Source organism: Streptomyces sp. NPDC057900 (genome assembly GCF_042887885.1).
Lineage (GTDB): Bacteria > Actinomycetota > Actinomycetes > Streptomycetales > Streptomycetaceae > Streptomyces.
Map to the genome: position 1 here is coordinate 1,051,103 of NZ_JBHVOI010000001.1, position 24,609 is coordinate 1,075,711.

Sequence of the window (24,609 nt, forward strand, 5' to 3'; positions counted from 1 at the left end):
CCGTGTGAGCCCCTTTATACGAGGGAATGGCGCGGGCCGCCCGGTGGGCCGGGAACCTCGACCGCCGTGAGGTCCTGGACACGGCCCCTGGCCCGTCAGCCCGCGAAGGGTGTGCCGGGCAGGCCCCGGCCCGCGTCCGGCAGGACCAGCAGCGAGCCGTCGAGCGGATGCGGGGCGTCGAGACCGCCGCGGGCCGTGGAGATGTACAGGTCGCGCAGGTCCGGTCCGCCGAAGGCGCAGGATGTGGGCCGTCGCACCGGCAGTTCGACGACGCGCTCCAGCACCCCGTCCGGCGTGTAGCGGCGCAGCGCGGCCCCGTCCCACAGGGCGACCCAGACGGCTCCCAGCGCGTCCACCGTCAGTCCGTCGGGGAAGCCGGCCCCCTCCTCCACGGTGGCGAACGGGCGGCGGTCGAGGACCTGTTCGCCGTCCACGTCGAAGACATCGATCCGGCGGGTCGCCGTGTCGATGTAGTACATCAGCCGCCCGTCGGGGCTCCATCCGGTGCCGTTGCTGCAGGCCACCAGGGGCAGCACCCGGGTGGCGGTGCCGTCGGCCGCGACGCGGGTGAGGCTCCCGCCGGTCTCGGTGTCGTCGTAGCGCATGGTGCCCGCCCACAGCGACCCGTCCGGCGCCACCGCCGCGTCGTTGCCGCGCCGTCCCGGTTCGGGGTCGTGGACGAGCCAGCGGAAGGCGCCGTCGGCGTCGTACAGTCCGATGCCGTCGCGCAGGTTGACGACCAGGCCGCCGCCCGCGCGTGGCTTGGCAGCTCCGACGTGCTGTTCTGTCGCCATGACCGTACGGCGGCCGGTGGCCGGTTCGTAGGTGTGGATCCGGGCGGCGAGGATGTCGACCCAGATCAGCCGTCCGGTGGCCGGGTCCCAGGTGGGGCCCTCACCGAGTGCGGCGTGTTCGCGGACGGCGATTTCGGGGCGCGGCCGGCTCATGCCCGCTCCCCGTGGTGTCCGAGCCGGGCGGAGAGCGCCTCGGCCCCCGCTGCGGCGAGGGAGGCCAGCTCCTGTTCGCGCTCGTCGCTCCAGCGGATCATCGGGACGGAGATGGAGAGCGCCGCGACGACCCGGCCGCCGCCGTCCCGTACGGGCGCGGCCACACAGCTCACATCGGGGTCGGACTCGCGGTGCTCCACCGCGATGCCCCGCTCCCGGACGGCGTCGAGCGCGGTACGCAGCGCCGCCTCGTCGGTGATGCTGTGCGGGGTCATTCCGGTGAGTTCGAGGCCGTAGAGGCGGTCGTCGAGCTCCGGGGCGGGCAGGGCCGCGAGCAGCGTCTTGCCGACGGCCGTGCAGTGGGCGGGCAGCCTGCGGCCGGCGGCGGAGACCATCCGGACCGCGTGGGTGGAGTCCGCCTTGGCGACGCAGATGACGTCGGCCTCCTCCAGGATCGCCACGTGGACGGTCTCCCCGCAGGTCTCAGCCACCTGCTCGGCCGCCCGGCGGCCCTCGGCGGCGAGGTCGAGCTGCTCGGCGTACCGGCTGCCGAGCTGATAGGTGCGGACGCCGAGGCGGTAGCGGCCGGGCTGGTCCGGGGTCGTGGCCAGATAGGAGCGGGCGGCCAGCGTGGTGAGCAGCTCGTGGACGGTGGTGCGGGGCAGCTGGAGCTTGCGGGTGACCTCGGGCGCCGAGAGCGTTCCGTCGCCGTCGAGGAACAGTTCGAGCACGTCCAGCGCCCTGGTCACCGCCGGGACAAGTCGCCCCATGGGTTGTGCACCACCCTCTCGCGTTCGGGATTCCGGTCAGTGACCGGCATCACGAACACAGGCTAAGGGCGTGACACTTGTCCGGGCAATGAGCAGTGACTTCCGACACCGGACCATGCGTATTTTCGCGGTAGTTATCCGCTTTTGACACTGATTGGGGGGCGGCTTGAGCCGTCCGGCGGGCGGGTGGGGCCGAGCCGTCCGGGCGCGCCTCTTGATTCGGAGCGGCCCGGCAGGGTATTCGCTGTCCCATGTCGTCACCGAGCAACCCTTCACATCCGCCGAACCCCGCAGGGCTGCGGAACCTGCTGCACCGATGCGATCTCGCCGTGTTCCAGGGCCTGGCCCGGCGGCACTGGCCGGCCGCCGCACCCGTGCTGCCCCGGCTCAGCCGCAGCGCCAATCACGGGCTGCTGTGGGCCGGTGCCGCGGCGGGCATGGCCGCGTTCGGCGGCAGCGCGCGTGCCCGGAGGGCCGCCTTCCGCGGGATGGCCTCGCTGGCCGTGGCCTCGGCCGCGATCAACACGGTCGGCAAGGGGGCGGTCCGCAGGGAGCGGCCGATACTGGACGCCGTTCCGGTGATACGACAGCTCAAGCGCCAGCCGGTCACCACGTCGTTCCCGTCCGGGCACGCCGCGTCCGCCGCCGCCTTCGCCACCGGGGTGGCCCTGGAGTCGAAGGGCTGGGGGGCGGTCGTCGCGCCGGTCGCGCTGTCCGTGGCGGCCTCCCGCATCTACACCGGAGTCCACTATCCGAGCGATGTGCTGGCCGGTGCGGCGCTCGGCATAGGGGCGGCGTTCGCGCTGCGCGGTGTCGTACCGACCCGGGGGCAGCTGCCCGCACCGGGCAGGCCGCCCGCCCACGCGCCCGCGCTGCCCGATGGCAAGAATCTGGTCGTCGTGGTGAACGAGGCGTCGGGTACGGCCACGGCGACGGCCGCGCTGGTCCGGGACGCGCTGCCGAACGCGGAGGTGGTCGAGTGTCCGCCCGAGGAGGTCTCCGCCGAGCTGGAGAAGGCGGCGGACCGGGGTCTGGCGCTGGGTGTCTGCGGCGGTGACGGCACGGTCAACCGGGCGGCGGCGGTGGCTTCCGTGCACGGCATGCCGCTCGCGGTGTTCCCCGGCGGGACGCTGAACCACTTCGCGTACGACTTGGGCATCGAGACCGTGGCCGACGCCTGTGCCGCGATCGCGGCGGGCGACGCGGTCCGGGTGGACCTGGGCCGCTTCCGGCCGGGTCCCGACGGGCCGGGCGGCGCCCACGGCTACTTCCTCAACGCGTTCAGCATGGGCGTCTATCCCGAGCTGGTGCGGACCCGTGAGCACTGGTCCCCCCGGATCGGCGGCTGGCCGGCCGGCGTGCTCGCCGCGTTGCACGTGCTGCGCGGGCGGCGCCCGCTGGAGGCCGAACTCCAGGGTCGGCGGCGCCCGTTGTGGCTGCTGTTCGTCGGCAACGGCCTGTTCCAGCGGGTGGGCCCGGCACCCGGCCGACGGCACAACCTCGCCGACGGGCTGCTGGACGTACGGGTGGTGCACGGCGGACGGACCCCGGGGCTCCGGCTGCTCGCGGCGGCCGTCGCGGGACCGCTGACCCGCTCCCCCATGCATGCCGCCGTCCGCCGCCACCGGGTCCGGGTCGCCGGACTGAAGCCGGGAACGCCGTACGCGTACGACGGCGAAGTGGCGCACAGCGGTCGCGAGCTGATGATCGACAAGCTGCCGGAGGCGCTGACGGTGTACTGCCCGATGCAGCTGTGACCCGATCGCTTATGTGAGACCTGCCCGGAGACGGGCCAACGAGGGGCGGCCGACGCCGAGTCGGCCGCCCCTCGCGCGTTCCGGCCACCGACCAAGCAGTCTCACATCGCAAGATACCCATCTCATTATTCGGCGGCCGGGCGTACCGTAGCCGTACCGATCAGCACTTCGCCCTCGGAGAAAGGACGCACGGCCATGTCGAAGGAGACCGCCGTCTACACCCACGGCCACCACGAGTCGGTGCTGCGCTCGCACCGCTGGCGCACGGCCGCCAACTCCGCCGGGTACCTCCTCGGTGAACTGCGCCCCGGCATGACCGTGCTGGACGTGGGCTGCGGTCCCGGGACCATCACCGCCGACATCGCCGCGCTCGTCGCGCCCGGCCGGGTCACCGCCGTCGACACCACCCGCGAGATCCTGGACCAGGCGGCCGAGGCGGCGGCGGAACGCGGTCTGGACAACCTGGAGTTCGCCACCGCCGACGTGCACGACCTGGACTTCCCCGACGACACCTTCGACGTGGTCCACGCCCACCAGGTCCTCCAGCATGTCGGGGACCCGGTTCAGGCGCTGCGCGAGATGCGCCGGGTCTGCCGCCCCGGTGGCGTGGTCGCGGCCCGCGACAGCGACTACGCGGCGATGACCTGGTACCCCGAGGTGCCCGCGATGGACGCCTGGCTGGACCTCTACCGCCGAGTGGCCCGCGCCAACGGCGGTGAGCCGGACGCGGGGCGCCGGCTGCTCTCCTGGGCCCGGCAGGCCGGCTTCACCGACATCATCCCGACGGCCGCCGCCTGGTGTTTCGGCACCCCGGAGAGCCGGGACTGGTGGAGCGCGCTGTGGGCGGACCGTACCGTCGGCTCGGTCTACGCGAAACTGGCGGTCGACGGCGGGCACGCCACGCCGGAACAGCTGGCCGAGATCGCCGAGGCGTGGCGCACCTGGGGTGCGCAGGAGGACGGCTGGTTCATGGTCCCGCACGGCGAGCTGCTCTGCCGCGCATGAGGGCCACCGAACCGATCACACACCGCTGACCGGCCAACTACCCTGTTCCGCATGGAAATCCTGGGAACCACGCTGCGGATCTGCGTCGACGACCTGGAGGCCGCGGTGGCCTTCTACGAGAACCTGACGGGCAGTCCGGCGCTGCGCTTCGAGCGCGGCGGCGTCTCGGTGGCCGCCATCAGCTGCTTCCTGCTGATGAGCGGCCCCGAGTCCGAGCTGGAGATCCTGCGCAAGGTGACGGCGACGATCGCGGTCAAGGACGTGGAAGAGGCCAACACTTCGCTGGCCCGGGTGGGCGCCCGGGTCATCGCGGGCCCGGTCCACACGCCCGTCGGCCGCAACCTGATCGCCGTGCACCCGGACGGTTCGGTCTTCGAGTACGTCGACCGGAACCTGTCCGCCGGTACCCCCTGACGCGCCCGGCTCTCCGTCAGGAGCGCGGACGCATCCGGTAGTTGTACCGGTCCGGCAGCGGCTCGTCCGTCAGCTCGGCCCACACCTCGTCCAGGATCTCCGCGCCCTCGCGCAGATCGGCGACCTCGAAGCCTTCGTCGAACAGCGCGCGGGCGGCGGCCCGTTCGCCCTCCGCGAGCAGCAGCCGCGCCTCCAGCAGGCGGAAGCGGCCGCGACCGCGGACCGCCGGGAGCAGCCCGTCCCAGACGGTGCGGGCGGGCCCCGGCCGGTCCGCCGTCAGCAGTGCTTCGATGGCCTCCCGGCCGAGGGCGGCGGTGGCGGCCGCCCAGGCGTCGCCGTCGTCCCGGCGCGCCGCGCGCAGGTCGTCGAACGCCTCCGCGTAGTGGTCGGCCGCCCGCTCGCGCTGGCCGCTCTCCTGGGCGGCGACGGCGAGGCAGCGCAGCAGCGGCCAGCGGGACGGGGCCAGGGCCAGTCCGCGTTCCCAGCTGCGGACCGCCTGGGCGCGGTCGTCGGCGTGCCACTGGGCGATACCCAGGTGGTATTCGGTGAGCGGTTCCGCGGCGGCCGTCTCCAGCATGTCGCGCCAGTGCGGGGAGACCAGCGAGGGGCCGGGCGGCGTCGCCCCGGAGGACTCGGGGAAGGTCCCCTGCTCCAGCAACTCCAGCCAGGGTTCCTGCTGTTCACCGAGGGTGGACTCGGCGAAGGGCGTGCCCGGCAGTTTGTACCCGGCGCGCCGGACTTCGAGCGCGCCCCAGCCGGACCCGGTGGCGAGGACCTCGCCGGGTTCGGTGTCGGCGCAGCGGCGCCAGGCCTCGTACGCGGCGTCCACATCGCCGCGCGGCAGGGCGGCGGCGAGCCGCTGTTCGGTCTCCGCGCGGGCGGCCGGCCAGTCGTCGCCGTGCACGGCGGCGGGGTCCGCCGACAGGGGCCCGTACGACTCCAGCCAGCTGAACTCGCCGCCCGGCTCCAGCGGCACGTGTTCCAGCTGGGTGCGGGCCAGCCCTGCCTGGATCTCCGCGTAGCCGGTGGTGCCGGGTTCGGTGAGCCACTCCTGCCAGCGGCGGCCGCCGGGCCCGCTGCCCCAGAGGAACAGCTTGCGGCCGCGCAGCAGATCGGTGGAGGTCTGGACGAGCCCGTGGCCGTTCTCGTCGAGGGAGGCGATCCAGCGGCGGGCGCCGTCGGGCACATCGTAGAAGTAGTCGGCGGGGAAGTCGCTGCGCAGCGGGTACGTCCGGTCGACCGAATCGCTCTCGGGGACCGGGACCAGATTCAGTGTGCGTTCGTAGCCGAAGTGCCAGGCCCTCTCGGCCGGGGCCACCACCCGGGTGCGCTCACCCTCGGGTACCGCGATGTTGGACCACCAGTAGACGGGTGCGGGGTGTTCGTGCGGATTGCGTATCCGGACGCCGACGTGCAGGAAGTCGGAGTCGTCGGGCAGCCACAGGTCCACCTGGAACGGCAGGTCGCGAAGCCTCTCCCACTCCCAGAGCCGGACCATCTCACCGCCGTCGGGTGCGGTGACCCGGGCGGCGTGCACGGGGGCGCAGGACAGGGTGGTGTGGCCGGTCGCGCCGATGTTCCACTCGATGCCGCCGGAGAACCAGGCGCCGTTGAGCGCGAAGTCGGCGGGCTGGAGGACGGGGTTGGTGTAGACGAGATCCCGGCCGGTGGGCTTGTGGAAGAGGGAGTGGATACGGCCGCCGAATCCGGGCAGCACGGTGGCCCGGAGCCGGTCGTTCTCGATGACGATCACATCGAGGTCCGTGGGCGTGCGCTCGCGCCCGTACCCGTCGAGGACGGCCACGGGCAGCACGGTGGCCAGTGGCTCGTGGCCGATTTGGCGGGCCATGTCACGGGGCAGACCGGCCCGGTCCCGGTCGTCGACGACATGCGTCTCGTCCAGGGGCCGCAACGCGGGCAGCGGATTCTCCGGTCCCACCGCCGCCGCGGGCAGGGTCAGTACGTCACGTCGTACGGTGGTGGCCAAGGCAACCTCGCTCCCTCGCGCGGGCCGCCGCAGGTCCGGGCGCCCCCCGATGACCATGGAACACGCTGCGGGCCGCCCGGACCAGGGGATCGGCCGTCTCTCTTCTGCAAAAGCCGCGACCACCGGGTCGGTGAGCAGGGCGCGGGCGCTTCTGTCCGGGGCGCCGGCGCTGTTGACCGGCGGCCGGAGGCGCGGGTCGGCGGCCGCGTCGAGCGCCGCGATATTCCGCGTGCGCGCCATGCTCCTGGCCGTAGGGTTGCCGCTCAAGCGGTTTGCGGGACGTTATGGAGACGGTGGAACACGATGAGCACGCAGCACACCTACCGAGTGATCGTGCGCGGCACCTGGGACGGGCTGACGGACGCGGCGCGGGAACGGATGCTGGCCGAGGTGGAGCAGCACGGCCTGGCCTCCATGGCGTTCAGCGAAGAGGGTTCGCTCACCTACGACCGCGTCCTCAAGCACTTCAGCTTCCGCTACGTGGTGGTGTCGGACGCCGAGGACGGTACGGAGATGGCGTGCGCGATCGCGGAGGACCGCGCGGAGACGGAGCTGCGCGAGCGCGGGTACGGGCATGGTGAACTGCGCTCCACAGCGACGGACATGGACGCCATGAAGATCAATTACAAGGGGCGCCGGGGGCAGGGGGCGGCGTGACGGCGGACCCCCGCCGAGGGTCCGCCGTCATCGCACGGTTCAGCCGGTGAACCGGTCCGGGTCGGGTCCGGTCCGCTCGTTGCGGTTCAGCGCGGAGATCTCGCCGATGTCGCCCTCGCTGAGGTCGAAGTCGAAGAGGGCGAAGTTCTCCTCGACGCGCTTCCGCGTCACCGACTTGGGGAAGATGATGTCCCCGCGCTGGATGTGCCAGCGCAGGGTCACCTGCGCAGGCGTCCTGCCCACCCGGTCCGCGATGCGGTTGATGGCCGGGTCGTCCAGCACCTTGCCCTGTGCGATGGGTGACCAGGCCTCCGTGGCGATCTCGTGCTCGGCGCCGAACGCCCTGACGTCGTCCTGCGTGAGGTAGGGGTGCGCCTCGATCTGGTTGACCACGGGCACCACCTCGCTGTTCTCCAGCAGTCGGCGCAGGTGGTGGGGCTGGAAGTTGGAGACCCCGATCGCCTTGGTCCGGCCGGAACGGTAGATCTCCTCCAGGGCCTTCCAGGTCTCCACGAAGTCGCCCTTGCCGGGCAGCGGCCAGTGGATGAGAAAGAGGTCCAGGTGGTCGAGACCGATCTCCTCCATGGTGCGGTCGAACGCCCGGAGGGCGTCGTCGTACCCGTGGGCGTCGTTGTTGAGTTTGCTGGTCACGAAGACGTCGGCGCGGTCCAGCCCGGAGTCCAGGACCGCCTGGCCGACCTCCTTCTCGTTGCCGTACATCTCCGCCGTGTCGATGTGCCGGTAGCCGGTCTCCAGCGCGGCCAGCGTCGCCTTCCGGGTCTCGTCGGGCGGGATCTGGAAGGTGCCGAAACCCAGTTGGGGGATCCGCACCGCGTTGTTGAGGGTGATGGTCGGTACCGAGGTCACAGTCACTCCTCCATGAAGGGTTCTCCGTGTGACGGGGCGGCCTCCCCCGGGGCCTCCGGACGGTGAAGTGTCAGCCGCCGCCGGACTGCAGGTCCGGGGCATCCGGGTGGGGGGACTTGCTGGGCTTGACGGAGGTGTCGGCCTTCTCGTCCGACGTACCGGCGGGCCTGTCGACCGGTCCGCCGGAAGGCTTGTCCGAGCCCGTATCGCGGGACCCCATGGCCCCGCGCTCCTCCTGCGGCTCTTCGTGGACCTGGGCGCGTGTTCTGTTCGACATCGAAACCCACTTCCCTGCTCGCATCGCACACCCGGGGGTGTCGGCGGACACTCACTGGCGTTCGCTGGCATCGCGGGTGATCCGTCCCCCCTGCTGGCTGGAGCGTCGCCCGAGCCGAGAGCGCGGCGCAGGGGAGCCCCGTCAGACCATTTTTCACCCTTTTGCCGCCTCCTCGCATCCGGACCACGAGCTGCCGGGCGGACCGCACGGACGGGGCCGCACATCACTGTCCGTGGTCGGCCGAGCGCGCGGCGCGCTCGGGTCCGAGGCGTTCGAGGCGTTCGAGGCGTTCGCGCGCGGTACGACGGTGTGCCAATTTCTGGCCTCTTTGCGCAGGTGCGGGGCGTCTGCCGCCGAAGAGCGCTGTCTGTCAATGTTTGGCACCATCCAGTCAGGGCCAGGCGCGTACTCGCGAGACGCCCATCGCATGCGTGATCCGACCAACGTCGCGCACCTGACAACGCAGCAGGAGGACAGCCCGATGACCGACACCTCACGCGAGGCGACCACCACGGACTCCGGCGCTCCGGTGGAGAGTGACGAACACTCGCTCACCGTCGGCCCCGGCGGACCGGTCCTGTTGCAGGACGCCTACCTGATCGAGCAGATGGCGCAGTTCAACCGGGAGCGGATTCCCGAGCGTCAGCCCCATGCCAAGGGGAGCGGCGCCTTCGGGCACTTCGAGGTGACCAACGACGTCAGCGCCTACACCAAGGCGGCGGTCTTCCAGCCCGGCACCAGGACCGATCTCGTGGCCCGGTTCTCGACCGTCGCCGGCGAGCGCGGCAGCCCGGACACCTGGCGGGACCCGCGCGGCTTCGCGGTGAAGTTCTACACCAGCGAGGGCAACTACGACATGGTGGGCAACGACACCCCCGTGTTCTTCATCAAGGACCCGATGAAGTTCCAGCACTTCATCCGGTCCCAGAAGCGCCGCGCGGACAACAACCTGCGCGACCACGACATGCAGTGGGACTTCTGGACCCTCTCGCCCGAATCGGCCCACCAGGTCGCATGGCTGATGGGCGACCGGGGCATCCCGCGCTCCTGGCGGCACATGAACGGGTACACCTCGCACACCTACATGTGGATCAACGCGCAGGACGACCGCTTCTGGGTGAAGTACCACTTCAAGACCGACCAGGGCATCGAGTGCTTCACCCAGGACGAGGGTGACCAGATGGCCTCGGCCGACACCGATTACCACACGCGGGATCTCTTCGAGCACATCCGTGACGGCGAGTACCCGAGCTGGACGCTGCACGTGCAGGTCATGCCGTACGAGGACGCCGCCGGGTACCGCTTCAACCCGTTCGACCTGACCAAGGTGTGGCCGCACAGCGACTACCCGCTGATCGAGGTCGGCCGGATGACGCTGGACCGCAACCCCACCGACAACCACGCCGAGATCGAGCAGGCGGCCTTCCAGCCGAACAACCTGGTTCCCGGCATCGGTCCGAGCCCCGACCGGATGCTGCTGGCCCGGCTGTTCTCGTACGCGGACGCGCACCGCTACCGCATCGGGGCCAACTACCAGCAGCTGCCCGTCAACGCGCCCGTCGTCCCGGTACACACGTACTCCAAGGACGGGGCGATGGCGTACCGGAAGACCAGCGACCCCGTGTACGCACCGAACTCCAAGGGCGGGCCCGCCGCCGACACGGCACGGCACGGCTCCCCGCCGAGCTGGTACGCCGACGGGGAAATCACCCGGGCGGCCTATGTGGACCACGCCGAGGACGACGACTGGGGTCAGCCCGGCACCCTGGTCCGTGAGGTCCTGGACGACGCGGCCCGCGACCGGCTGGTGGACAACGTCGTCGGCCATCTGCTCAACGGGGTCACCGAGCCTGTTCTGGTACGGGCCTTCCAGTACTGGTCGAACATCGACAAGTCGATCGGTGAGCGCATCGAGCGGGGTGTCCGCGCCAAGGCGGGCGAGAAGGATCCGAAGGCCGCGGAGCAGGGCAACCCCGCACGGCGGAACATGCAGGCAAAGGCCTGATCGCGGAGAGATGCGGAGAAGCGAGGAGAGAGTCCCATGCCCGCAGGATCCAGCCCGAAGCGCGAGCGTCAGTACGAGCACGTGAAGGAGAGCGCCGAGAGGCGGGGTACGTCCGAGAAGCGGGCGAAGGAGATCGCGGCCCGCACCGTCAACAAGGAGCGGGCGCGCTCGGGCGAGGCGGAGACGGCGAGCAAGTCGTCGACGCGGGACCCGAAGTCCGCCTCGCAGCGTGGCGGACAGCGCTCCCACAGCGGCGCCCGGGGACGCACCAGGGACCAGCTGTACGAGGACGCCAAGCGCAAGAACATCGAGGGCCGCTCGAAGATGAACAAGGAGCAGCTGCTCAAGGCCGTCGGCCGTTGAGCGGCTGCCCGGGAACGAGGCAGAGACGATGACCGCGAATGACGGAAGCCGGCGCAGGGTGCTGGCCGTCGTGACGAACTACGGCGTCGAGCAGGACGAACTCGTGGTGCCCGTGGAACACCTGCGGGGCTGGGGCGCCCATGTGGACATCGCGGCCCTGTCCTCGGACGACATCCGGACGCTGGTCGGTGACAAGGACCCCGGAGAGACCGTGCGGCCCGACCTCACGCTGGACGCGGCCGACGCCGCCGCGTACGACCTGCTGCTCATTCCGGGCGGGACCCTGAACGCGGACAAGCTGCGCTGCCAGGGCCCGGCGGTGGAACTCGTCCACGCCTTCAAGGACACCGGGCGCCCCGTCGCGGCGATCTGCCACGGGCCATGGGCACTGGTCGAGGCGGATGCCGTCGCGGGAAAGCGGCTCACGTCGTACGCCTCGCTGGCCACGGACATCCGCAACGCCGGCGGCACCTGGGCCGACGAGCCCGTGGTCACCGATGACACGGGCGGCTGGACGCTCATCACCTCCCGCGACCCCGGAGACCTGGACGCCTTCCTCCACGAGATCGATGCCGCCCTCGCTGTCGTATGAGCCGGCGTGCGCCGGAGGCGGCGGGCTTCCCGGCCGCGGCGGCTCCGGCGGCCCGTTCGGTGGCCGAGCTGGACGCGGCACTGACCACGTGCCGGGCCTGCCCGCGGCTGGTGGCCTGGCGGGAGGAGACCGCCCGGGTCAAGCGTCCGGCTTACCTGGACCAGGAGTACTGGGCACGACCGGTGCCGGGTTTCGGCCCCCCGGACGCGCCGCTGGCACTCGTCGGCCTGGCACCGGCCGCACACGGCGGCAATCGCACGGGCCGGATCTTCACCGGCGACGCCTCCGGGGACGCTCTGTTCGCGGCCCTGTACGACGTCGGGCTCGCCTCCCGGCCGACCGCCACGCACCGCGGGGACGGCCTGCGGCTGTACGGGGTACGCATCACGATGCCGGTGCACTGCGCGCCGCCCGGCAACCGGCCCACCACCGCAGAGCGCGACACCTGCCGCCCCTGGCTCGCCCGCGAGCTGGCGCTGCTGGGCCCGGCGGTGCGCGCCGTCGTGGTGCTCGGCGGCTTCGCCTGGCAGACCCTCCTCCCGGTACTGGCCGACGCCGGCTGGCAGCTGCCCCGCCCCCGTCCCGCCTTCGGGCACGGCGCCGAGGCAGCCCTCACCAGCCGCGACGGACAACGGACGCTGCACCTGGTCGGCGGCTACCACCCCAGCCAACGCAACATGTCCACCCGCACCCTGACCCCCGTACAGCTGCGTGAGGTGTTGCTCCGGGGCGCCGCGCTGGCCCACCTGCCGGCCACCCGCCCCTAGGGCCGGAGCCCGGCCCTCACGCCTCCAGGTGGGCCAGCACCGCGCGCATCCCACGGCGCACCGCGTCGCGGGACTCCCCGGTCAGATCGACGGTCTCGAAGCCGTGGTGGGCGTTCGGTACGTCGATCACCTCGACCGCCGCCCCGCAGTCCCGGGACGCGGTGAGGAAATCCTCCACCGTGACGGCGAACTCCGGCCGCTCGCGGCCCACCCGGGTGATCACGAGCGGCAGCGCACCGGCCTTCGGCACCACGTCCGCCGGGCGGAAGCGGGGGTCCACCGGGCCCAGCACGGGCAGCGGTGCCAGCAGCGGGTAGCTGGCCGCCACGCAGCGCAGCCAGGACGGCGGCTGCCGCAGCCAGTCCGCCATGAGCAGCCCGCCGCCCGAGAAGAACCACAGGGCGATCCGATGGCCGTCCACCCGTGGATCGGCCCGGACCAGCTCAAGGGTGGCAGCGATGTCCTCTGCGGCGAGCGGGTAGCCGGCGGCGTCGTGCAGGCGGTGGTCGAGGGTCACGCCGACGACCCCCTGCCCGGCCGCGTAGCGGGCGTACCCGTTCAGGCCCGGCCAGTCCCTCGGGGTCGGCCGGGCCTCGGCGGACACCGGTCCGCCGTGCACGAACACCACGGCCGGACGCGGGCCTTCGGCGGCGGGCGGGTAGAGGTCGGTGTGGCCGGTCCGCTCGCGCGGGACGTCCGGCACGTCGAGCAGGAACGGCCGCAGGTGCGCGGGCAACTGCCCGGCGTCTGGTGCTACCAGCCGGTGTCCCTCGCCCGCGGCCGCCCGCCGCAGGACCTCCGCGAGCCCGTCCGGGAGGGACAGCATCGGCCAGTGTCCGGTGGGGAGTTCGAAGAACGTCACCTGCGGGCCGGTGAAGACCTGGAGAGTCGGCTCTCCGAAGTCCACACCCCGCTGGACCATTTCGATGCTGGAGCCGGCCGCGTTGCACAGCACCCCGGTGACGGGCAGCGAGGCCGCCGCGCCGGTCAGCCGCAGCGGCTGGAGCAGGGTGCGCAGCGGCTGCGGCGAGGCGGACGCGGTGAGCCGGTCCAGGGCCGCGTCGGGAACGCCCTCGGTACTGCCCCAGCGCTGCCACGCGTCGCGGGCCGGGGCGGGCAGCACCCCGTGGGCCCCGTCGGCACCGGCGCGCTCGGCCAGCTCCTCGCGCAGGGCCGGGTCGGGTACGGCGGCCAGGGCGGGGACGCCGTCCTGGGGCAGCCCCGAGTCCAGGTACACGATCCGGGCGACGAGCTCCGCCCTGCGGTCGGCGGCGCCCAGCACCGGGTGGATGCCGTAGTCGTGGCCGACCAGCACCACCTCCCGGCCGGGCGCGGCGCCGACCGAGTCGAGCACCGCGAGCACGTCCGCGATGTGGGTCTCCAGGTCGACGGTGTCCGCCTCGGCGGGGCGGGGGCCACCGGTTCCGGTGAGGGCCACCGCGTGCACCTCGTCGCCCTCGGCGGTCAGTCGCGCGGCGGTCTCCCGCCACACGTGCGTATCGGTGAACATGCCTGGTACCAGGATGAATACGGTCATCGGTCTCTCCTCAGCGCTCCTCGCCCGCGAACGCCGCCACGACTCTGCGGCAGCGCCCGCCGGTACGGTAGAAGCTCCCCCGGAGGGAGATTCAAGTGTTCCCGTCCCACGACGGCCTGTACGGCATCGGTGAGCTCGCCGAGCGTGCGGGTGTCACCGTCAAGACCGTCCGCTTCTACTCCGACAGAGGTCTGCTGCCGGAGGCCGGCCGCAGCGCCGGCGGGCACCGCCGGTACGGTCCGGAGTCGCTCGGCCGGCTGCGTCTGGTCCGCTCGCTGCGTGCCCTGGGGCTTCCGGTGCGCGAGGTGCGGCGGGTCCTCGACGAGGAGGAGACCGGGGCGGGCAGCGTGCTGGAGGACGCCGTCGCGGGGCAGTTGCGCGAACTGGGCTCCCAGCTCCGGGCGCTGCGCTGGCGGGAGGCCGGGCTGCGGCTGGTGCAGGAGTGCGGGCCGGGTGAGCGGGCGGACCGGCTGCGGCTGATCGGGGCGGTGTCCGCGCCTCCGGACACGGCGCCGCTGGCCCGTTTCTGGCGGGGCTGGCTGCCGCCCCGGATGCCGGCCGGGGCGACCTCCGCGTTCCTGGAGGCGGTGGTGCCACAGCCGCCGGAGGACCCGGAGCCCGCCCAGGTTCTCGCCTTCGCCCGGTTGTACGCCTTCGTGACCCGCCCGTGCACCGGCACCGAGCTTCCTCAGCCGGCGGCGCACCGGGGCGAGGGCGCGGGCCGACCGGCTGTGCTGTACGCCGGTCTGGCCGAGGCGTACGAGCTGGCGGGGGCCGTGATGCGCCGGGGCGGGCGGCCGTCTCCGGGCCCGGAGCTGGACAGTTTCGTGGACGCGTACGCGAGCGCGTACGGCAGCCGGGACACTCTCGGCTTCCGCCGGGTGCTGGCCGGACAGCTGGCGGCCGATCCCCGGATCGACCGCTACTGGGAGCTGGTGTCGGAGGTGGTCACCCCGCCGGGAGGCACACCGGAGCCGACCCCCGGGTCCGCGCACGACTGGCTGTTCGCGGCGCTGGACGCGCAGTTGGCCGCCGGGACGGGCTGAGGCCCCGGCCCGGCCGGGTCAGCGCATCTCCGCGGTGATCGCCCAGCGCTCGTGGTCGCGCCAGGCCCCGTCGATGAACAGGAAGTCCGGCGAGAAGCCCTCCAGCCGGAATCCGGCCCGGCGCACCAGCGCGATCGAGGCCTCGTTGTCCGGCTGGATGTTGGCTTCGAGGCGGTGCAGGCCGAGGGGCCCGAAGGCGTACCGCAGTACCAGACCGAGCCCCTCGGCCATCAGTCCGCGCCCGGCCGCGTGGGCGAAGGCACCGTATCCGAGGGCGCCGCAGCGGAAGCCGCCGATGACGATGTTGTTGATGTTGATGAAGCCGGCGACGGCACCGTCGGCGCCGCCCCCGGCGCCGTGCCGCTCGCACACGAGGAAGCCCGCCTTCGACGGGTCCTCGATGAGTACGCCCGCGTAGGCGGAGTACGTGTCCGGATCGGTCGGCGGGAACAGCCAGGGGCGGTGCAGTTCGCGGCTCTCCCGGGCACGTGCGGTGAACTCGTCGGCATCCGCGGGGGTGAAGGGGCGGATCGCGGTGCGCGGCCCCTCGGCCAGATAGGTGGTGTCGGACATCGGCCCAGCGTAGGCGGCCTTCGGGGCACCTGTGCTACCTGGCCCGCCTGCGGAAGAAGTAGGCGCCGCAGGCCATCCCGGCCAGGAACATCACGGCCAGCGCCGCGTAGAGCGGCATCGTCACCACTGGAATCAGCAGGCGGACCTGCACGTCGTCGGTGTTCTCGGCGATGAACACCACCGAGAGGACCGCGATGACGAGGATCAGAATGCGGGCCGGGGTGAAAGCACCGGTGCTGCGCGTACCGCCGCTCGACACGTCTTTCGGGCTCATGAATGGCCCCTTCCCTGCTCCTGGTAAGCCTCGGCCCCCGGGGCACCAGGATGCCTCCGTCCGGGTGCCGGGCGCCGTTCTGTACGCCCATCCGGGTGACAGCGGTACGGGCCCCGGTGTGCGGTTCGTCCCGCTCAGAGCAGCGCCGCGACCTCGACCGTCAGGGTGGCGGGGCCGCCGTCGGCAGGCGCGTCGAGCACGGCCGGGACCCCGAGCGGGATGGTCAGCCCGGTGGGGCCGTGGCCGAAGCCGAGCTCCTCGACGACGGGGACACCGAGGCCGCCGAGCCGGTCCGCGAGCACCGCCCGCACCTTCTCGTACGGCCCGCAGCCCATCCAGGAGCCGCAGGCCACCCCGGCGACGCCGTCGAGCGCCCCGGCCCGCAGCAGCTGGGTGAGGATGCGGTCGATGGCGTACGGGGACTCGCCGGTGTCCTCGATGACCAGCAGCCCGCCGCGGGCCGACCGTCTGGCGTGCGGGGTGCCCAGTCCGGCGGCGAGCAGGCTCACACAGCCGCCGTAGGTGATTCCCCCGGCCCGGCCGGGCGACAGCACCGCCGCCCCGTCGAGGCCCAGCGTCCGCACGGTGTCCGGCTCGAACAGGGTGGCCCGCAGCGCCTCCTGGGTGCGCGGGTCCTTGAGGAAGGCCTCGGTTCCCACCATGGGGCCGTGCAGGGTGGCGAAGCCCGTGCGCAGGGCGAACGCCTCGTGGAGCACGGTGATGTCGCTGTAGCCGACGAACGCCTTGGGTCCGGCGGCGCGGATCGCCGCCCAGTCGACCAGATCGACCATGCGGTGTGCCCCGTACCCGCCCCTGGCGCAGATCACCGCGTCGACCGACGGATCGCACCAGGCGTCCTGGAGATCCCGCGCGCGTGCCTCGTCCGCACCGGCCAGATAGTCCAGATCCGGGTGCGTGTCCAGGACATGAGGCATCGTCAGGGTCTCCAGGCCCCAGCCGCGCAGGATGTCCAGGCCGGGTTCCAGCCGGTCGACGGGCACGGGCCCGCTCGGGGAGACGACGGCGACCCTGGCGCCCGCGCGCAGCCGGGCGGGGCGGGTCAGCGGGGCGAGGCTCACTCCTTCAGCTCCAGCCGCGGCACGTCGGGCCGTTCGATGCCGAAGGTCTGGGCGTAGAGGGAGAGTTCGGCCTCCAGCGCGCTGATCATGGTGTCCGCGCGGCGGAAGCCGTGGCCCTCGCCCGGGTAGGTGAGATAGGCGTGCGGGATGCCGCGCCCCTCCACGGCGGCCAGGAATCGCTCGCACTGCACGGGCGGGCAGATCGGGTCGTCCTCGCCCTGGAGCAGCAGGAAGGGTGTGGTGAGCCGGTCGGTACGGGTGCTCGGGGAGCGTTCGCGGTAGCGATCGGGGACCTCGGCCAGCGGGCCCACCAGCGATTCCAGGTACTGCGATTCGAAGTCGTGGGTCTCGCCGCTGCCCCAGCCGGTCAGATCGAGGATGGGATAGATGATCGTGCCGCAGGCGTAGACGTCGGTGCCGGTCAGCGAGGCGGCCGTGGTCCAGCCGCCGGCGCTGCCGCCGCGGACGGCGAGCCGGTCCGGGTCCGCGGTGCCCTCGGCGGCGAGCGCGCGGGCCACGGCCGCGCAGTCCTCCACGTCGACGACGCCCCACTGTTCGCGCAGCCGGTTGCGGTACTCACGTCCGTAACCGGTCGAGCCGCCGTAGTTGACCTCGGCCACCCCGATGCCGCGCGAGGTGAAGTAGGCGATCTCCAGGTCGAGAACGAGGGCGGCGTGCCCGGTGGGGCCGCCGTGCGCCCATATGACGTACGGCGGCAGTTCGCCGGCAGGGCCGGTCCGGTCGGGGCTGTGCGGCGGGTAGATGTGGGCGTGGATCTCCCGGCCGCCGGGACCGTCGAAGGTGCGCTCCGCCGGCTCTGGGTAGTACGCGGGATCGACCGCGTCCTCGTGCTCGGCCGCGATGATCCGGGTGTGTCCGGTCGCGGTGTCCAGCTCCACGATCTCGTACGCGCTGCGCGGGCTCGCGGCGATGCCGATGACCCGGCTGCCCTGTACGGCGAGCGTTCCGGCCCATTCGGTCCAGGGCCCGGCGATGCCCACGAGCGTCCCGGTCTCCGGGTCGAGGATGGAGAGCGTGGTGGCGCCCCTGCCGTGCAGGGTGGCGATCAGCCCGTTCTCCAGCGGCCGGAACCAGCTGAGCCCGATCTTCCACAGTGGTCCGGCGAACTCCTCCTGCCTGGGGCAGAGTTCGACAGCGCTGCCGTCCGGTTCCGCGCGGTACAGGTTCCACCAGCCGCTGCGGTCGCTGGCGAAGAGCAGCCGTCCGTCGGCGGTCCACTGGATCTGCGGTACGGATTCCTCCGGGCCGCCCAGCAGGGTGCGGGGGTCGCGGAACGTTCCGTCGTCCGCGAGGTCCGCGACGATCACCTCGGTGCCGTCCCATGGCATCCTCGGGTGGTCCCAGGCGATCCAGGCCGCCCGCCGTCCGTCGGGCGAGAGTTCGGGCCCGGTGACGAACCGGTGCCGGTCGTCGGAGAGTTCGCGTACCGAGGAGCGGTCACCGGCCGCCGATCCGTCCAGCGGCACGGCGGCGATCAGCCTGCGCAGCTCGGCCGGTCCCTCGCCGGTGAACTCCTCCAGGACGCACCAGACCTCTCCGGAGGCGCCCCGCTCCGGGTGGAGTCGCGGGTCGGCCCAGCGCAGTCCGCCGCCGACCGTGGAGACGGGGGTGAGCGGCCACGGCTCGCGGGGGCCGTCCGGCTCCCAGGCGTACAGCCGCTGGTCGTCGAAGTGGACGAAGACGATCAGCGGGCCGCCCTCGGCGCGTTCCGTTCCGGTCCAGGGCCGGCCGCCGTACTCGATGACCCGGCTGCGGACGTTCCAGGGGGCGGGCAGCTCCGCGGTGGTGCCGTCGGCCAGTCGTCGCACCAGGGCGCGCCGGCCGGCCTGGGCCGGGCGCGGTTCCGTCCACCACAGTTCTTCGCCGACCGCTTCGACGTACTCGGGCCGGCCGTCCCGCGAGGCGGCCAGCGCGGCGTCGATCGGGGACGGCCAGCTTCCGTAGGCCTGCGTGGTTGCCATGTTCGAATTCCCCCGAGTGGTTCAGGCGGTGCGGAGATAGTGGTCCAGGACCCGGACGCCGAAGTGCAGCGCCTCGACGGGGACGCGTTCGTCCACGCCGTGGAAGTGGGCCTGGTAGTCGAAGCCGACGGGCAGCTTCAGCGGGGAGAAGCCGTAGCCGGTGATGCCGAGCCGGGAGAACTGCTTGGCGTCGGTGCCGCCCGACATGGAGTACGGCACCACGTGGCCGTCCGGGTCGAACCGCTCGACGGCGGCCCGGAGTTTGGCGTACGTGGGCGAGTCGACCGGGGCCTGGAGGGCGATCTCGCGGTGGTGGAACTCCCAGTCGACCGAGGGTCCGGTCAGCCGGTCCATGGTGGCGTGGAACTCGTCCTCGCCGCCCGGCACCGTCCGGCCGTCGATGAACGCGGTGGCGTGGCCCGGAATGACGTTGACCTTGTACCCGGCGTCCAGCATCGTCGGGTTGGCGCTGTTGCGGACGGTCGGCTCGATGAGGGCGGCGGCCGGTCCGATCTTGCCGAGGAGTTCGTCCACGTCGAAGCCGGGGGCGTCGAGGTCGGGGTGGATGCCGTGCAGTGCGGCGATCTCGGTGAGCGCGGCGCGGACCGTCGGAGTGAGGCGCACCGGCCATTCGTGGGCGCCGATCCGGGCGACGGCGGCGGCCAGCGCGCTGACCGCGTTGGCCTTGTTGACCTTGGAGCCGTGTCCCGCCTTGCCGTGCGCGGTCAGCTTGAGCCATCCGGTGCCGCGTTCGCCCGCCGCGATGGGGTAGAGCGGCATGTTCGGTCCGGCGTGGAAGGTGAAGGCGCCGGATTCGCTGATGCCCTCCGTGCAGCCCTCGAAGAGTCCGGGGTGCTGATCGGCGAGGAAGCCCGAGCCGTCGTCGGCGCTGGCCTCCTCGTCGGCGGTGTACGCGATCACGATGTCGCGGCGGGGCCGGATGCCTGCCCTGGCCCAGTACCGGGCGACCGCGAGGACCATCGCGTCCATGTTCTTCATGTCGATGGCGCCCCGGCCCCAGACGACACCGTCGCGGACCTCACCCGAGAAGGGGTGCACCGACCAGTCGTCGGCCTCCGCCGGCACCACGTCCAGGTGTCCGTGGACCAGCAGCGCGTCGGCGGACGGGTCCGTACCGGCGATCCTGGCGACCACGTTGGTGCGGCCGGGGGTGCGCTCCAGCAGCGTCGGTTCGAGTCCGGCGGCGGCCAGCCGCTCGGCCACGTACTCGGCCGCCGGGCGTTCACGGCAGTCGCCGCCGCCCCGGTTGGTGGTGTCGATGCGGATCAGTTCGGAGGTGAACGTCACCGATTCGTCGAGCGCGAGCGCGTCGACGCCGCTCCTGGGGTTGGTCACCTCAGCCATACTGTTCCTCCACGGCGGACGACACGATGGTCGTCACCGCCTTGAACGTGCGGATACCTTCGTACATCGTCTCGCTCGTATAGACGACACGCCTCTCGCCGGAGACCGTCACGCCCGGTACGACGGTGGCCGCCGCCGCCAGGTGCTCGGCGTCGAACTCCAGCTCCACGGAGAACGGTCCGCCGTCGACCGCCGGGTACCGGCCCGCCAGCGCGACCGCCTCCTTGGCCGCCGCACGGATGTCGGCGGCGGTTCGGGCCGGGGTGCGGCAGACCGCGGCGTAGCGCGAGACGTAGTCCTTGACGGCCACGGTGCGGGCGTCGGGCGCGTAACCCGCCGCGTCGACACAGGTCAGATCGTCCCCGGTGACCAGCACGACGGGGACCCCGTACTCGGCGGCGACATGCGCGTTGAGCAGCCCCTCACTGGCCCTGACCCCGTTCAGCCAGACCCCGGTGATGGAGTTGGCCAGATAGGTGTGGGCCAGCACGCCCTCCGTACCGGCGCCCGTGTGGTAGCCGACGAAGGCGACCGCGTCGACGTCCCCGTGCTGGATGCCCTCCACCATGCTGAGCGACTTGTGCTTGCCGGTGAGCATCTGGACCCGGTCGTCGAGCCGCTCCAGGAGCAGGTTGCGCATCGTCCAGTGGGCCTCGTTCACGAGCACCTCGTCGGCGCCCCCGTCGTAGAACCCGAGGGCCGCGGCGTTGACGTCGGACGTGAACAGCGAACGGCACCGCTCCCACTGCGGCGTGCCGGGCAGCACATCGGCCGGCCAGGTCACGCCGGTGGCGCCTTCCATGTCGGCACTCACGAGGATCTTCATGCGGCCACACGGTACGCGCCGGGGAACGCGCAGGCCAGGGCTGTCCGGACCTCCATTGGTCCATTCCACTGAAGGGGGCCGTACGGCTCAGTCCCGTGGGTAGTCACCGGTCTCGCCGTCCGTCCGCTCGCGCAGCAGATCCGCGTGGCCGTTGTGCCGGGCGTATTCCTGAATCATGGCCAGGTACACCCAGCGCAGGCTGCAGGTCCTGGCTCCGCCCGCCGTCACGAAGGTCTCGTCGAGGTCCCGGCCCGCGACTGCCGCCCCGGCCGCCGCGACCTCGGCCAGGTAGGCCGCGTAGTCGTGCTCCGCGCGGGCCGGGTCCACGCCCCGGAGACCTTCGTCACTGTCGTCCGGCCCGGTGAACACGTCACCGAGCGGCTCGCCGGCGAAGCTCCGCCGGAACCACCAGCGTTCGATCTCGGCCAGGTGCCGCACCAGCCCGAGCAGAGTGAGTCCGGACGGTCCGGCGGTGGTGCGGGCCAGCTCCTCCGGACCGAGTCCGGCGCATTTGACCAGGAGCGTTTCGCGGTGCCACTGGAGCCAGCCGGCCAGCATGGTCCGCTCGTCAGCGGTGCCGGGTGCGTTCAGCTGGAGGCCGTCGGGGGTCGTACGCGTGAGGCGGGGCGCCGTCCATGTCATGGCGGCCATCCTCACAGCCCGCTGCCGGACGGGTTACGGGCGCCCCTGCCGCGGGGCGCCCGCGCGCCGGGTCGTTCAGCGGCGCTTCGCGCCCTTCAGGAGCTTCTCGATCCGGCTGAGTTCCGCGTCGTCGAACTCCAGATTACGGACCGCCTGGACGCTGTTCTCCAGCTGGGCGACGCTGCTCGCGCCGACCACGGCGGAGGTGACCCGGCCGCCGCGCAGCACCCAGGCCAGCGCCAGCTGGGCCAGCGACTGGCCGCGTTCCGAGGCCAGTTCGTCGAGCTCGCGCAGGCGTGCGAGCAGCTCCGGGGTGACGGAGTCGGCCGACAGGAACGGGCTGCTGCCCGCCGCCCGTGAGCCCTCCGGGATGCCGCGGAGGTAGCGGTCGGAGAGGATGCCCTGCTCCAGCGGCGAGTACGCGATGGAGCCGGCGCCAAGCTCGTCGAGGGCCGTGAGCAGGCCGTCCTCGACCCAGCGGTCCAGCATCGAGTAGCGCGGCTGGTGGATGAGCAGCGGGGTGCCGAGGTCCTTCAGGATCCGGGCGGCCTCCCGGGTCTGCTCGGCGGAGTAGTTGGAGACGCCCACGTAGAGCGCCTTGCCCTGCTGGACCGCCGAGTGGAGGGCGCCCATCGTCTCTTCGAGCGGGGTCTCGGGGTCGGGGCGGTGGGAGTAGAAGATGTCGACGTAGTCGAGCCCGAGGCGGCCGAGGCTCTGGTCGAGCGAGGAGAGCAGGTTCTTGCGTGAGCCCCACTCCCCGTACGGGCCGTCCCACATCAGGTAGCCGGCCTTGGTGGAGACGATGATCTCGTCCCGGTGCCGGGCGAAGTCCGTGGCCAGCGCCCGACCCATCGCGGTCTCTGCGGAGCCGGGCGGCGGGCCGTAGTTGTTCGCCAGGTCGAAGTGGGTGATGCCGAGGTCGAAGGCCCGGCGGAGGATCTGTCCCTGGGTCTCCGGCGTCCGGTCCCCGCCGAAGTTGTGCCACAGGCCGAGCGAGAGGGCCGGCAGCTTCAGGCCGCTGCGCCCGGTGCGCCGGTAGGGCATGTCCTGGTAGCGCTCTGCGGACGGGATGTACATGCGGGGCTCCACGGGAGAGTTCGTTCCGGTCCACGACGGGGTACGCCGTGCGGGATCCAGGCTCGCGCAGATCGATCCAGCAGTCCAACAGGAGATTCCGCTTGGATTCAGCGCCTATATTTCTCAATCATGGAGTTGCGCCAGCTGGAACATTTCGTCGCGGTCGCCGAGGAACAGCACTTCACCCGGGCCGCCGAGCGCCTCGCCGTGTCGCAGTCCGGGCTATCCGCCTCCGTCCGGGCGCTGGAGCAGGAGCTGCGGACCCCGCTGTTCAGCCGGACCACCCGCAGCGTCCGGCTGACCGAGGCCGGGCGCGCCCTGCTGGTGGAGGCCGAGCGCACCCTGGCCGGCGCGCGGGCCGCGAAGGACGCCGTCGACGCCGTACGGGGGCTGCTGCGCGGCACCCTGTCGGTGGGGGTCGAGCAGTGCGTGGCCGGGGTGAGCCTGCCCCGGCTGCTCGCCGCCTTCCACCGCGCGCATCCGCACATGGAGATCCGGCTCCGCCAGGAGGGGACGACGAGCCTGGTGGACGGGGTGGCCGGCGGGCGGCTCGACATCGCCTTCGCCGCCACGGTCAGCTCCGTGGAGTGGCGCGGCGAGCTGGTCCCGCTGGCCCGTGAGCCCATGGTCCTGCTGTGCGCGCCCGGCCACCGGCTGGCCGGGAAGGACCGGGCCGGGTGGGACGAGCTGCCGGGCGAGCCGTTCATCGACTTCCATCCGGACTGGGGTCCGCGCCGCGCGGCGGACGAGGCGTTCGCCGCCGCGCGGGTCCGCCGCACGGTCGCGCTTGAGGTGAACGACGTGCACAGCCTGCTTGAGCTGGTGCAGGAGGGGCTCGGCATCGCGGTGGTGCCGCACCACTTCACCCGCAAGCCCGAGGCGCGGGGCCTGGCGACGGTACGGCTGGACGGGCCCGCCCAGCCGTACTACGAGAGCGTCGTGGTGCTTCCGGAGGCGCCGGTCATGAGCCCCGGGGCGCGGGCTCTCATGACCCTGGTACGGGGGCAGGACGCACTCTGAGGCCTCTCCGCGCGGCCCCCGTTCAGCCGACGGCCAGCACGAACCACCTGGCAGGCAGGTCGATCCGGGTCCCGTCGGGCAGCTGCTCGGTCTGCGGCAGGGCCGTGTCACCGCTGTCCAACGTGGTCAGTCCGGCCGCCCGCAGAAGCTCCGGCACTTCCTCCTCCGCGGCGTCCGCCGGTTTGAGCCCGTGGTCGTAGACCCGGCGCAGCTTCTTGGGCGGACCGTCCGGTCCCTGTGCCGCCAGTCGGAGCACGTCCTTGGAGGCCGGGGTCAGCTCCGCGACGAAGGCCCGCCCGCGTGCGCCGAGCAGCGTCGCCACGGCCGCGGCAACCGCGGGCCTGGCCTCGGCCTCGCTCTGGTGGATAACCGCCCGCATATAGACGTTGGCGTCCCCGATCCGCTCGTGCAGGGCGCGTACCGCTTCGCCGTCGGTCAGATCGAGCTGGGCGAACTCGGCGACGCCCTCGGTGTCCGCCCGGCGGGCGAGGCCGATCGCGGCGTGCGAGAGGTCCACGCCGATGGCATGGGCGAACCGGGTGGCCAGGTAGCGGGTCTGGGTGCCGTTGCCGCAGCCGAGGTCGACGACGGGCAGCGCGGCATCGGCGTACGGCAGGAGCAGTTCGCTGTGCGGGGCGGCGCTCAGCGAGGGGTCGGCGTCCCAGATCGCCTCGCCGGGCGCGTCCGATGTCGCCTCCCAGAAGCCTTCCCACGCCTCGCGGTACCGCTGTGGATCATTCATGCGCACTCCCAAGTCCCGTCACGCCGAGCCACCTTGCA

Annotated in this window: 25 protein-coding genes; 10 read left to right on the plus strand and 15 right to left on the minus strand. The window is 72.4% G+C overall.

The genetic code is table 11. The features are described 5' to 3' along the window. Positions 1-95: 95 nt before the first annotated feature. Both ACFVQ0_RS04330 and ACFVQ0_RS04335 read right to left on the minus strand, forming a co-directional pair. Positions 96-947 carry an SMP-30/gluconolactonase/LRE family protein gene (locus tag ACFVQ0_RS04330; protein WP_390084390.1) on the minus strand — a complete coding sequence of 284 codons (852 nt, stop codon included), beginning with the start codon at positions 945-947 and terminating at the stop codon, positions 96-98. Then, positions 944-1,717, minus strand: coding sequence for an IclR family transcriptional regulator (locus ACFVQ0_RS04335; RefSeq protein ID WP_390084392.1), 774 nt, complete (start codon positions 1,715-1,717; stop codon positions 944-946). Before ACFVQ0_RS04335 ends, ACFVQ0_RS04330 begins: the two co-directional genes overlap by 4 nt. 251 nt (positions 1,718-1,968) lie before the next feature. Here ACFVQ0_RS04335 and ACFVQ0_RS04340 point away from each other — a divergent pair, with 251 nt between their 5' ends. From ACFVQ0_RS04340 to ACFVQ0_RS04350, 3 genes are all read left to right on the plus strand, one after another. Then, positions 1,969-3,474, plus strand: coding sequence for a bifunctional phosphatase PAP2/diacylglycerol kinase family protein (locus tag ACFVQ0_RS04340; RefSeq protein WP_390084394.1), 1,506 nt, complete (start codon positions 1,969-1,971; stop codon positions 3,472-3,474). Positions 3,475-3,669: 195 nt separating this feature from the next. Continuing rightward, positions 3,670-4,479: a methyltransferase domain-containing protein gene (locus ACFVQ0_RS04345; protein WP_390084396.1), complete on the plus strand. Its 810-nt coding sequence runs from the start codon at positions 3,670-3,672 to the stop codon at positions 4,477-4,479. A gap of 51 nt (positions 4,480-4,530) precedes the next feature. Beyond that, positions 4,531-4,893 (plus strand): VOC family protein, encoded by a 363-nt coding sequence (locus tag ACFVQ0_RS04350; protein WP_390084398.1) that lies wholly within the window; start codon positions 4,531-4,533, stop codon positions 4,891-4,893. A 16-nt stretch (positions 4,894-4,909) separates the two neighbouring features. On the opposite strand, the gene ACFVQ0_RS04355 is transcribed toward ACFVQ0_RS04350, so the two are convergent. Continuing rightward, on the minus strand, positions 4,910-6,880 hold the full coding sequence (locus ACFVQ0_RS04355; RefSeq protein ID WP_390085378.1) for a DUF5107 domain-containing protein: 1,971 nt from the start codon (positions 6,878-6,880) through the stop codon (positions 4,910-4,912). Between the two features lie 303 nt (positions 6,881-7,183). Between ACFVQ0_RS04355 and ACFVQ0_RS04360 the strand changes: the two genes are divergently transcribed. Continuing rightward, the gene (locus ACFVQ0_RS04360; protein WP_390084400.1) at positions 7,184-7,537 is read left to right on the plus strand and encodes a DUF6204 family protein; all 354 of its coding nucleotides are present in this window, start codon (positions 7,184-7,186) and stop codon (positions 7,535-7,537) included. Positions 7,538-7,576: 39 nt separating this feature from the next. Here the strand turns inward: ACFVQ0_RS04360 and ACFVQ0_RS04365 are convergent, their stop codons facing one another. Both ACFVQ0_RS04365 and ACFVQ0_RS04370 read right to left on the minus strand, forming a co-directional pair. After that, the gene (locus ACFVQ0_RS04365; RefSeq protein WP_390084402.1) at positions 7,577-8,404 is read right to left on the minus strand and encodes an aldo/keto reductase; all 828 of its coding nucleotides are present in this window, start codon (positions 8,402-8,404) and stop codon (positions 7,577-7,579) included. 70 nt (positions 8,405-8,474) lie between these two features. After that, positions 8,475-8,681, minus strand: a complete 207-nt coding sequence (locus ACFVQ0_RS04370) for a hypothetical protein (protein WP_390084404.1) — start codon at positions 8,679-8,681, stop codon at positions 8,475-8,477. A gap of 481 nt (positions 8,682-9,162) precedes the next feature. Here ACFVQ0_RS04370 and ACFVQ0_RS04375 point away from each other — a divergent pair, with 481 nt between their 5' ends. The 4 genes from ACFVQ0_RS04375 to ACFVQ0_RS04390 are packed head-to-tail and all read left to right on the plus strand — an operon-like array spanning position 9,163 to position 12,408. Continuing rightward, positions 9,163-10,686, plus strand: coding sequence for a catalase (locus ACFVQ0_RS04375; protein ID WP_390084406.1), 1,524 nt, complete (start codon positions 9,163-9,165; stop codon positions 10,684-10,686). 36 nt (positions 10,687-10,722) lie between these two features. After that, entirely contained in the window at positions 10,723-11,049 is a 327-nt protein-coding gene (locus tag ACFVQ0_RS04380; protein ID WP_390084408.1) for a plasmid stabilization protein, read from the plus strand. Between the two features lie 28 nt (positions 11,050-11,077). Next, on the plus strand, positions 11,078-11,641 hold the full coding sequence (locus ACFVQ0_RS04385; protein WP_390084410.1) for a DJ-1/PfpI/YhbO family deglycase/protease: 564 nt from the start codon (positions 11,078-11,080) through the stop codon (positions 11,639-11,641). Continuing rightward, positions 11,638-12,408: a uracil-DNA glycosylase gene (locus ACFVQ0_RS04390; protein ID WP_390084412.1), complete on the plus strand. Its 771-nt coding sequence runs from the start codon at positions 11,638-11,640 to the stop codon at positions 12,406-12,408. The genes ACFVQ0_RS04385 and ACFVQ0_RS04390 overlap by 4 nt, the downstream gene beginning before the upstream one ends. Before the next feature lie 16 nt (positions 12,409-12,424). On the opposite strand, the gene ACFVQ0_RS04395 is transcribed toward ACFVQ0_RS04390, so the two are convergent. Next, complete coding sequence (locus ACFVQ0_RS04395; protein ID WP_390084414.1) at positions 12,425-13,945, minus strand: alpha/beta hydrolase; 1,521 nt, start codon at positions 13,943-13,945, stop codon at positions 12,425-12,427. A 95-nt stretch (positions 13,946-14,040) separates the two neighbouring features. Here ACFVQ0_RS04395 and ACFVQ0_RS04400 point away from each other — a divergent pair, with 95 nt between their 5' ends. After that, entirely contained in the window at positions 14,041-14,991 is a 951-nt protein-coding gene (locus ACFVQ0_RS04400; RefSeq protein ID WP_390084416.1) for a MerR family transcriptional regulator, read from the plus strand. An 18-nt stretch (positions 14,992-15,009) separates the two neighbouring features. Here the strand turns inward: ACFVQ0_RS04400 and ACFVQ0_RS04405 are convergent, their stop codons facing one another. The 8 genes from ACFVQ0_RS04405 to ACFVQ0_RS04440 all read right to left on the minus strand — a co-directional run bounded on the left by ACFVQ0_RS04405 (position 15,010) and on the right by ACFVQ0_RS04440 (position 22,809). Further along, complete coding sequence (locus ACFVQ0_RS04405) at positions 15,010-15,564, minus strand: GNAT family N-acetyltransferase (RefSeq protein WP_390084418.1); 555 nt, start codon at positions 15,562-15,564, stop codon at positions 15,010-15,012. A gap of 34 nt (positions 15,565-15,598) precedes the next feature. Further along, positions 15,599-15,838: a DUF1049 domain-containing protein gene (locus ACFVQ0_RS04410; protein ID WP_390084420.1), complete on the minus strand. Its 240-nt coding sequence runs from the start codon at positions 15,836-15,838 to the stop codon at positions 15,599-15,601. 134 nt (positions 15,839-15,972) lie between these two features. Next, positions 15,973-16,917, minus strand: a complete 945-nt coding sequence (locus ACFVQ0_RS04415) for an LD-carboxypeptidase (RefSeq protein ID WP_390084422.1) — start codon at positions 16,915-16,917, stop codon at positions 15,973-15,975. Then, positions 16,914-18,899, minus strand: coding sequence for a prolyl oligopeptidase family serine peptidase (locus tag ACFVQ0_RS04420; RefSeq protein WP_390084424.1), 1,986 nt, complete (start codon positions 18,897-18,899; stop codon positions 16,914-16,916). Before ACFVQ0_RS04420 ends, ACFVQ0_RS04415 begins: the two co-directional genes overlap by 4 nt. A gap of 21 nt (positions 18,900-18,920) precedes the next feature. Beyond that, complete coding sequence (locus ACFVQ0_RS04425; protein ID WP_390084426.1) at positions 18,921-20,264, minus strand: M20/M25/M40 family metallo-hydrolase; 1,344 nt, start codon at positions 20,262-20,264, stop codon at positions 18,921-18,923. Then, a complete protein-coding gene (locus tag ACFVQ0_RS04430; RefSeq protein WP_390084428.1) occupies positions 20,257-21,090 on the minus strand; it encodes a M55 family metallopeptidase in 834 nt (277 codons plus the stop codon). The genes ACFVQ0_RS04425 and ACFVQ0_RS04430 overlap by 8 nt, the downstream gene beginning before the upstream one ends. 87 nt (positions 21,091-21,177) lie before the next feature. After that, the gene (locus tag ACFVQ0_RS04435; RefSeq protein ID WP_390084430.1) at positions 21,178-21,732 is read right to left on the minus strand and encodes a DinB family protein; all 555 of its coding nucleotides are present in this window, start codon (positions 21,730-21,732) and stop codon (positions 21,178-21,180) included. Positions 21,733-21,807: 75 nt separating this feature from the next. Beyond that, on the minus strand, positions 21,808-22,809 hold the full coding sequence (locus tag ACFVQ0_RS04440) for an aldo/keto reductase (RefSeq protein WP_390084432.1): 1,002 nt from the start codon (positions 22,807-22,809) through the stop codon (positions 21,808-21,810). Positions 22,810-22,938: 129 nt separating this feature from the next. Between ACFVQ0_RS04440 and ACFVQ0_RS04445 the strand changes: the two genes are divergently transcribed. After that, complete coding sequence (locus tag ACFVQ0_RS04445; protein WP_390084434.1) at positions 22,939-23,829, plus strand: LysR family transcriptional regulator; 891 nt, start codon at positions 22,939-22,941, stop codon at positions 23,827-23,829. Positions 23,830-23,851: 22 nt separating this feature from the next. Here ACFVQ0_RS04445 and ACFVQ0_RS04450 read toward each other — a convergent pair whose 3' ends face one another. Then, positions 23,852-24,571, minus strand: a complete 720-nt coding sequence (locus tag ACFVQ0_RS04450) for a class I SAM-dependent methyltransferase (RefSeq protein WP_390084436.1) — start codon at positions 24,569-24,571, stop codon at positions 23,852-23,854. Positions 24,572-24,609 lie beyond the last annotated feature (38 nt).

Bases quoted from the DNA above. Each gene is read 5' to 3' on its own strand.
- ACFVQ0_RS04330 (WP_390084390.1), bottom strand. From the start codon at position 947: ATGAGCCGGCCGCGCCCCGAAATCGCCGTCCGCGAACACGCCGCACTC.
- ACFVQ0_RS04335 (WP_390084392.1), bottom strand. From the start codon at position 1,717: ATGGGGCGACTTGTCCCGGCGGTGACCAGGGCGCTGGACGTGCTCGAA.
- ACFVQ0_RS04340 (WP_390084394.1), top strand. From the start codon at position 1,969: ATGTCGTCACCGAGCAACCCTTCACATCCGCCGAACCCCGCAGGGCTG.
- ACFVQ0_RS04345 (WP_390084396.1), top strand. From the start codon at position 3,670: ATGTCGAAGGAGACCGCCGTCTACACCCACGGCCACCACGAGTCGGTG.
- ACFVQ0_RS04350 (WP_390084398.1), top strand. From the start codon at position 4,531: ATGGAAATCCTGGGAACCACGCTGCGGATCTGCGTCGACGACCTGGAG.
- ACFVQ0_RS04360 (WP_390084400.1), top strand. From the start codon at position 7,184: ATGAGCACGCAGCACACCTACCGAGTGATCGTGCGCGGCACCTGGGAC.
- ACFVQ0_RS04370 (WP_390084404.1), bottom strand. From the start codon at position 8,681: ATGTCGAACAGAACACGCGCCCAGGTCCACGAAGAGCCGCAGGAGGAG.
- ACFVQ0_RS04375 (WP_390084406.1), top strand. From the start codon at position 9,163: ATGACCGACACCTCACGCGAGGCGACCACCACGGACTCCGGCGCTCCG.
- ACFVQ0_RS04380 (WP_390084408.1), top strand. From the start codon at position 10,723: ATGCCCGCAGGATCCAGCCCGAAGCGCGAGCGTCAGTACGAGCACGTG.
- ACFVQ0_RS04385 (WP_390084410.1), top strand. From the start codon at position 11,078: ATGACCGCGAATGACGGAAGCCGGCGCAGGGTGCTGGCCGTCGTGACG.
- ACFVQ0_RS04390 (WP_390084412.1), top strand. From the start codon at position 11,638: ATGAGCCGGCGTGCGCCGGAGGCGGCGGGCTTCCCGGCCGCGGCGGCT.
- ACFVQ0_RS04395 (WP_390084414.1), bottom strand. From the start codon at position 13,945: ATGACCGTATTCATCCTGGTACCAGGCATGTTCACCGATACGCACGTG.
- ACFVQ0_RS04405 (WP_390084418.1), bottom strand. From the start codon at position 15,564: ATGTCCGACACCACCTATCTGGCCGAGGGGCCGCGCACCGCGATCCGC.
- ACFVQ0_RS04410 (WP_390084420.1), bottom strand. From the start codon at position 15,838: ATGAGCCCGAAAGACGTGTCGAGCGGCGGTACGCGCAGCACCGGTGCT.
- ACFVQ0_RS04420 (WP_390084424.1), bottom strand. From the start codon at position 18,899: ATGGCAACCACGCAGGCCTACGGAAGCTGGCCGTCCCCGATCGACGCC.
- ACFVQ0_RS04425 (WP_390084426.1), bottom strand. From the start codon at position 20,264: ATGGCTGAGGTGACCAACCCCAGGAGCGGCGTCGACGCGCTCGCGCTC.
- ACFVQ0_RS04430 (WP_390084428.1), bottom strand. From the start codon at position 21,090: ATGAAGATCCTCGTGAGTGCCGACATGGAAGGCGCCACCGGCGTGACC.
- ACFVQ0_RS04435 (WP_390084430.1), bottom strand. From the start codon at position 21,732: ATGACATGGACGGCGCCCCGCCTCACGCGTACGACCCCCGACGGCCTC.
- ACFVQ0_RS04440 (WP_390084432.1), bottom strand. From the start codon at position 22,809: ATGTACATCCCGTCCGCAGAGCGCTACCAGGACATGCCCTACCGGCGC.
- ACFVQ0_RS04445 (WP_390084434.1), top strand. From the start codon at position 22,939: ATGGAGTTGCGCCAGCTGGAACATTTCGTCGCGGTCGCCGAGGAACAG.
- ACFVQ0_RS04450 (WP_390084436.1), bottom strand. From the start codon at position 24,571: ATGAATGATCCACAGCGGTACCGCGAGGCGTGGGAAGGCTTCTGGGAG.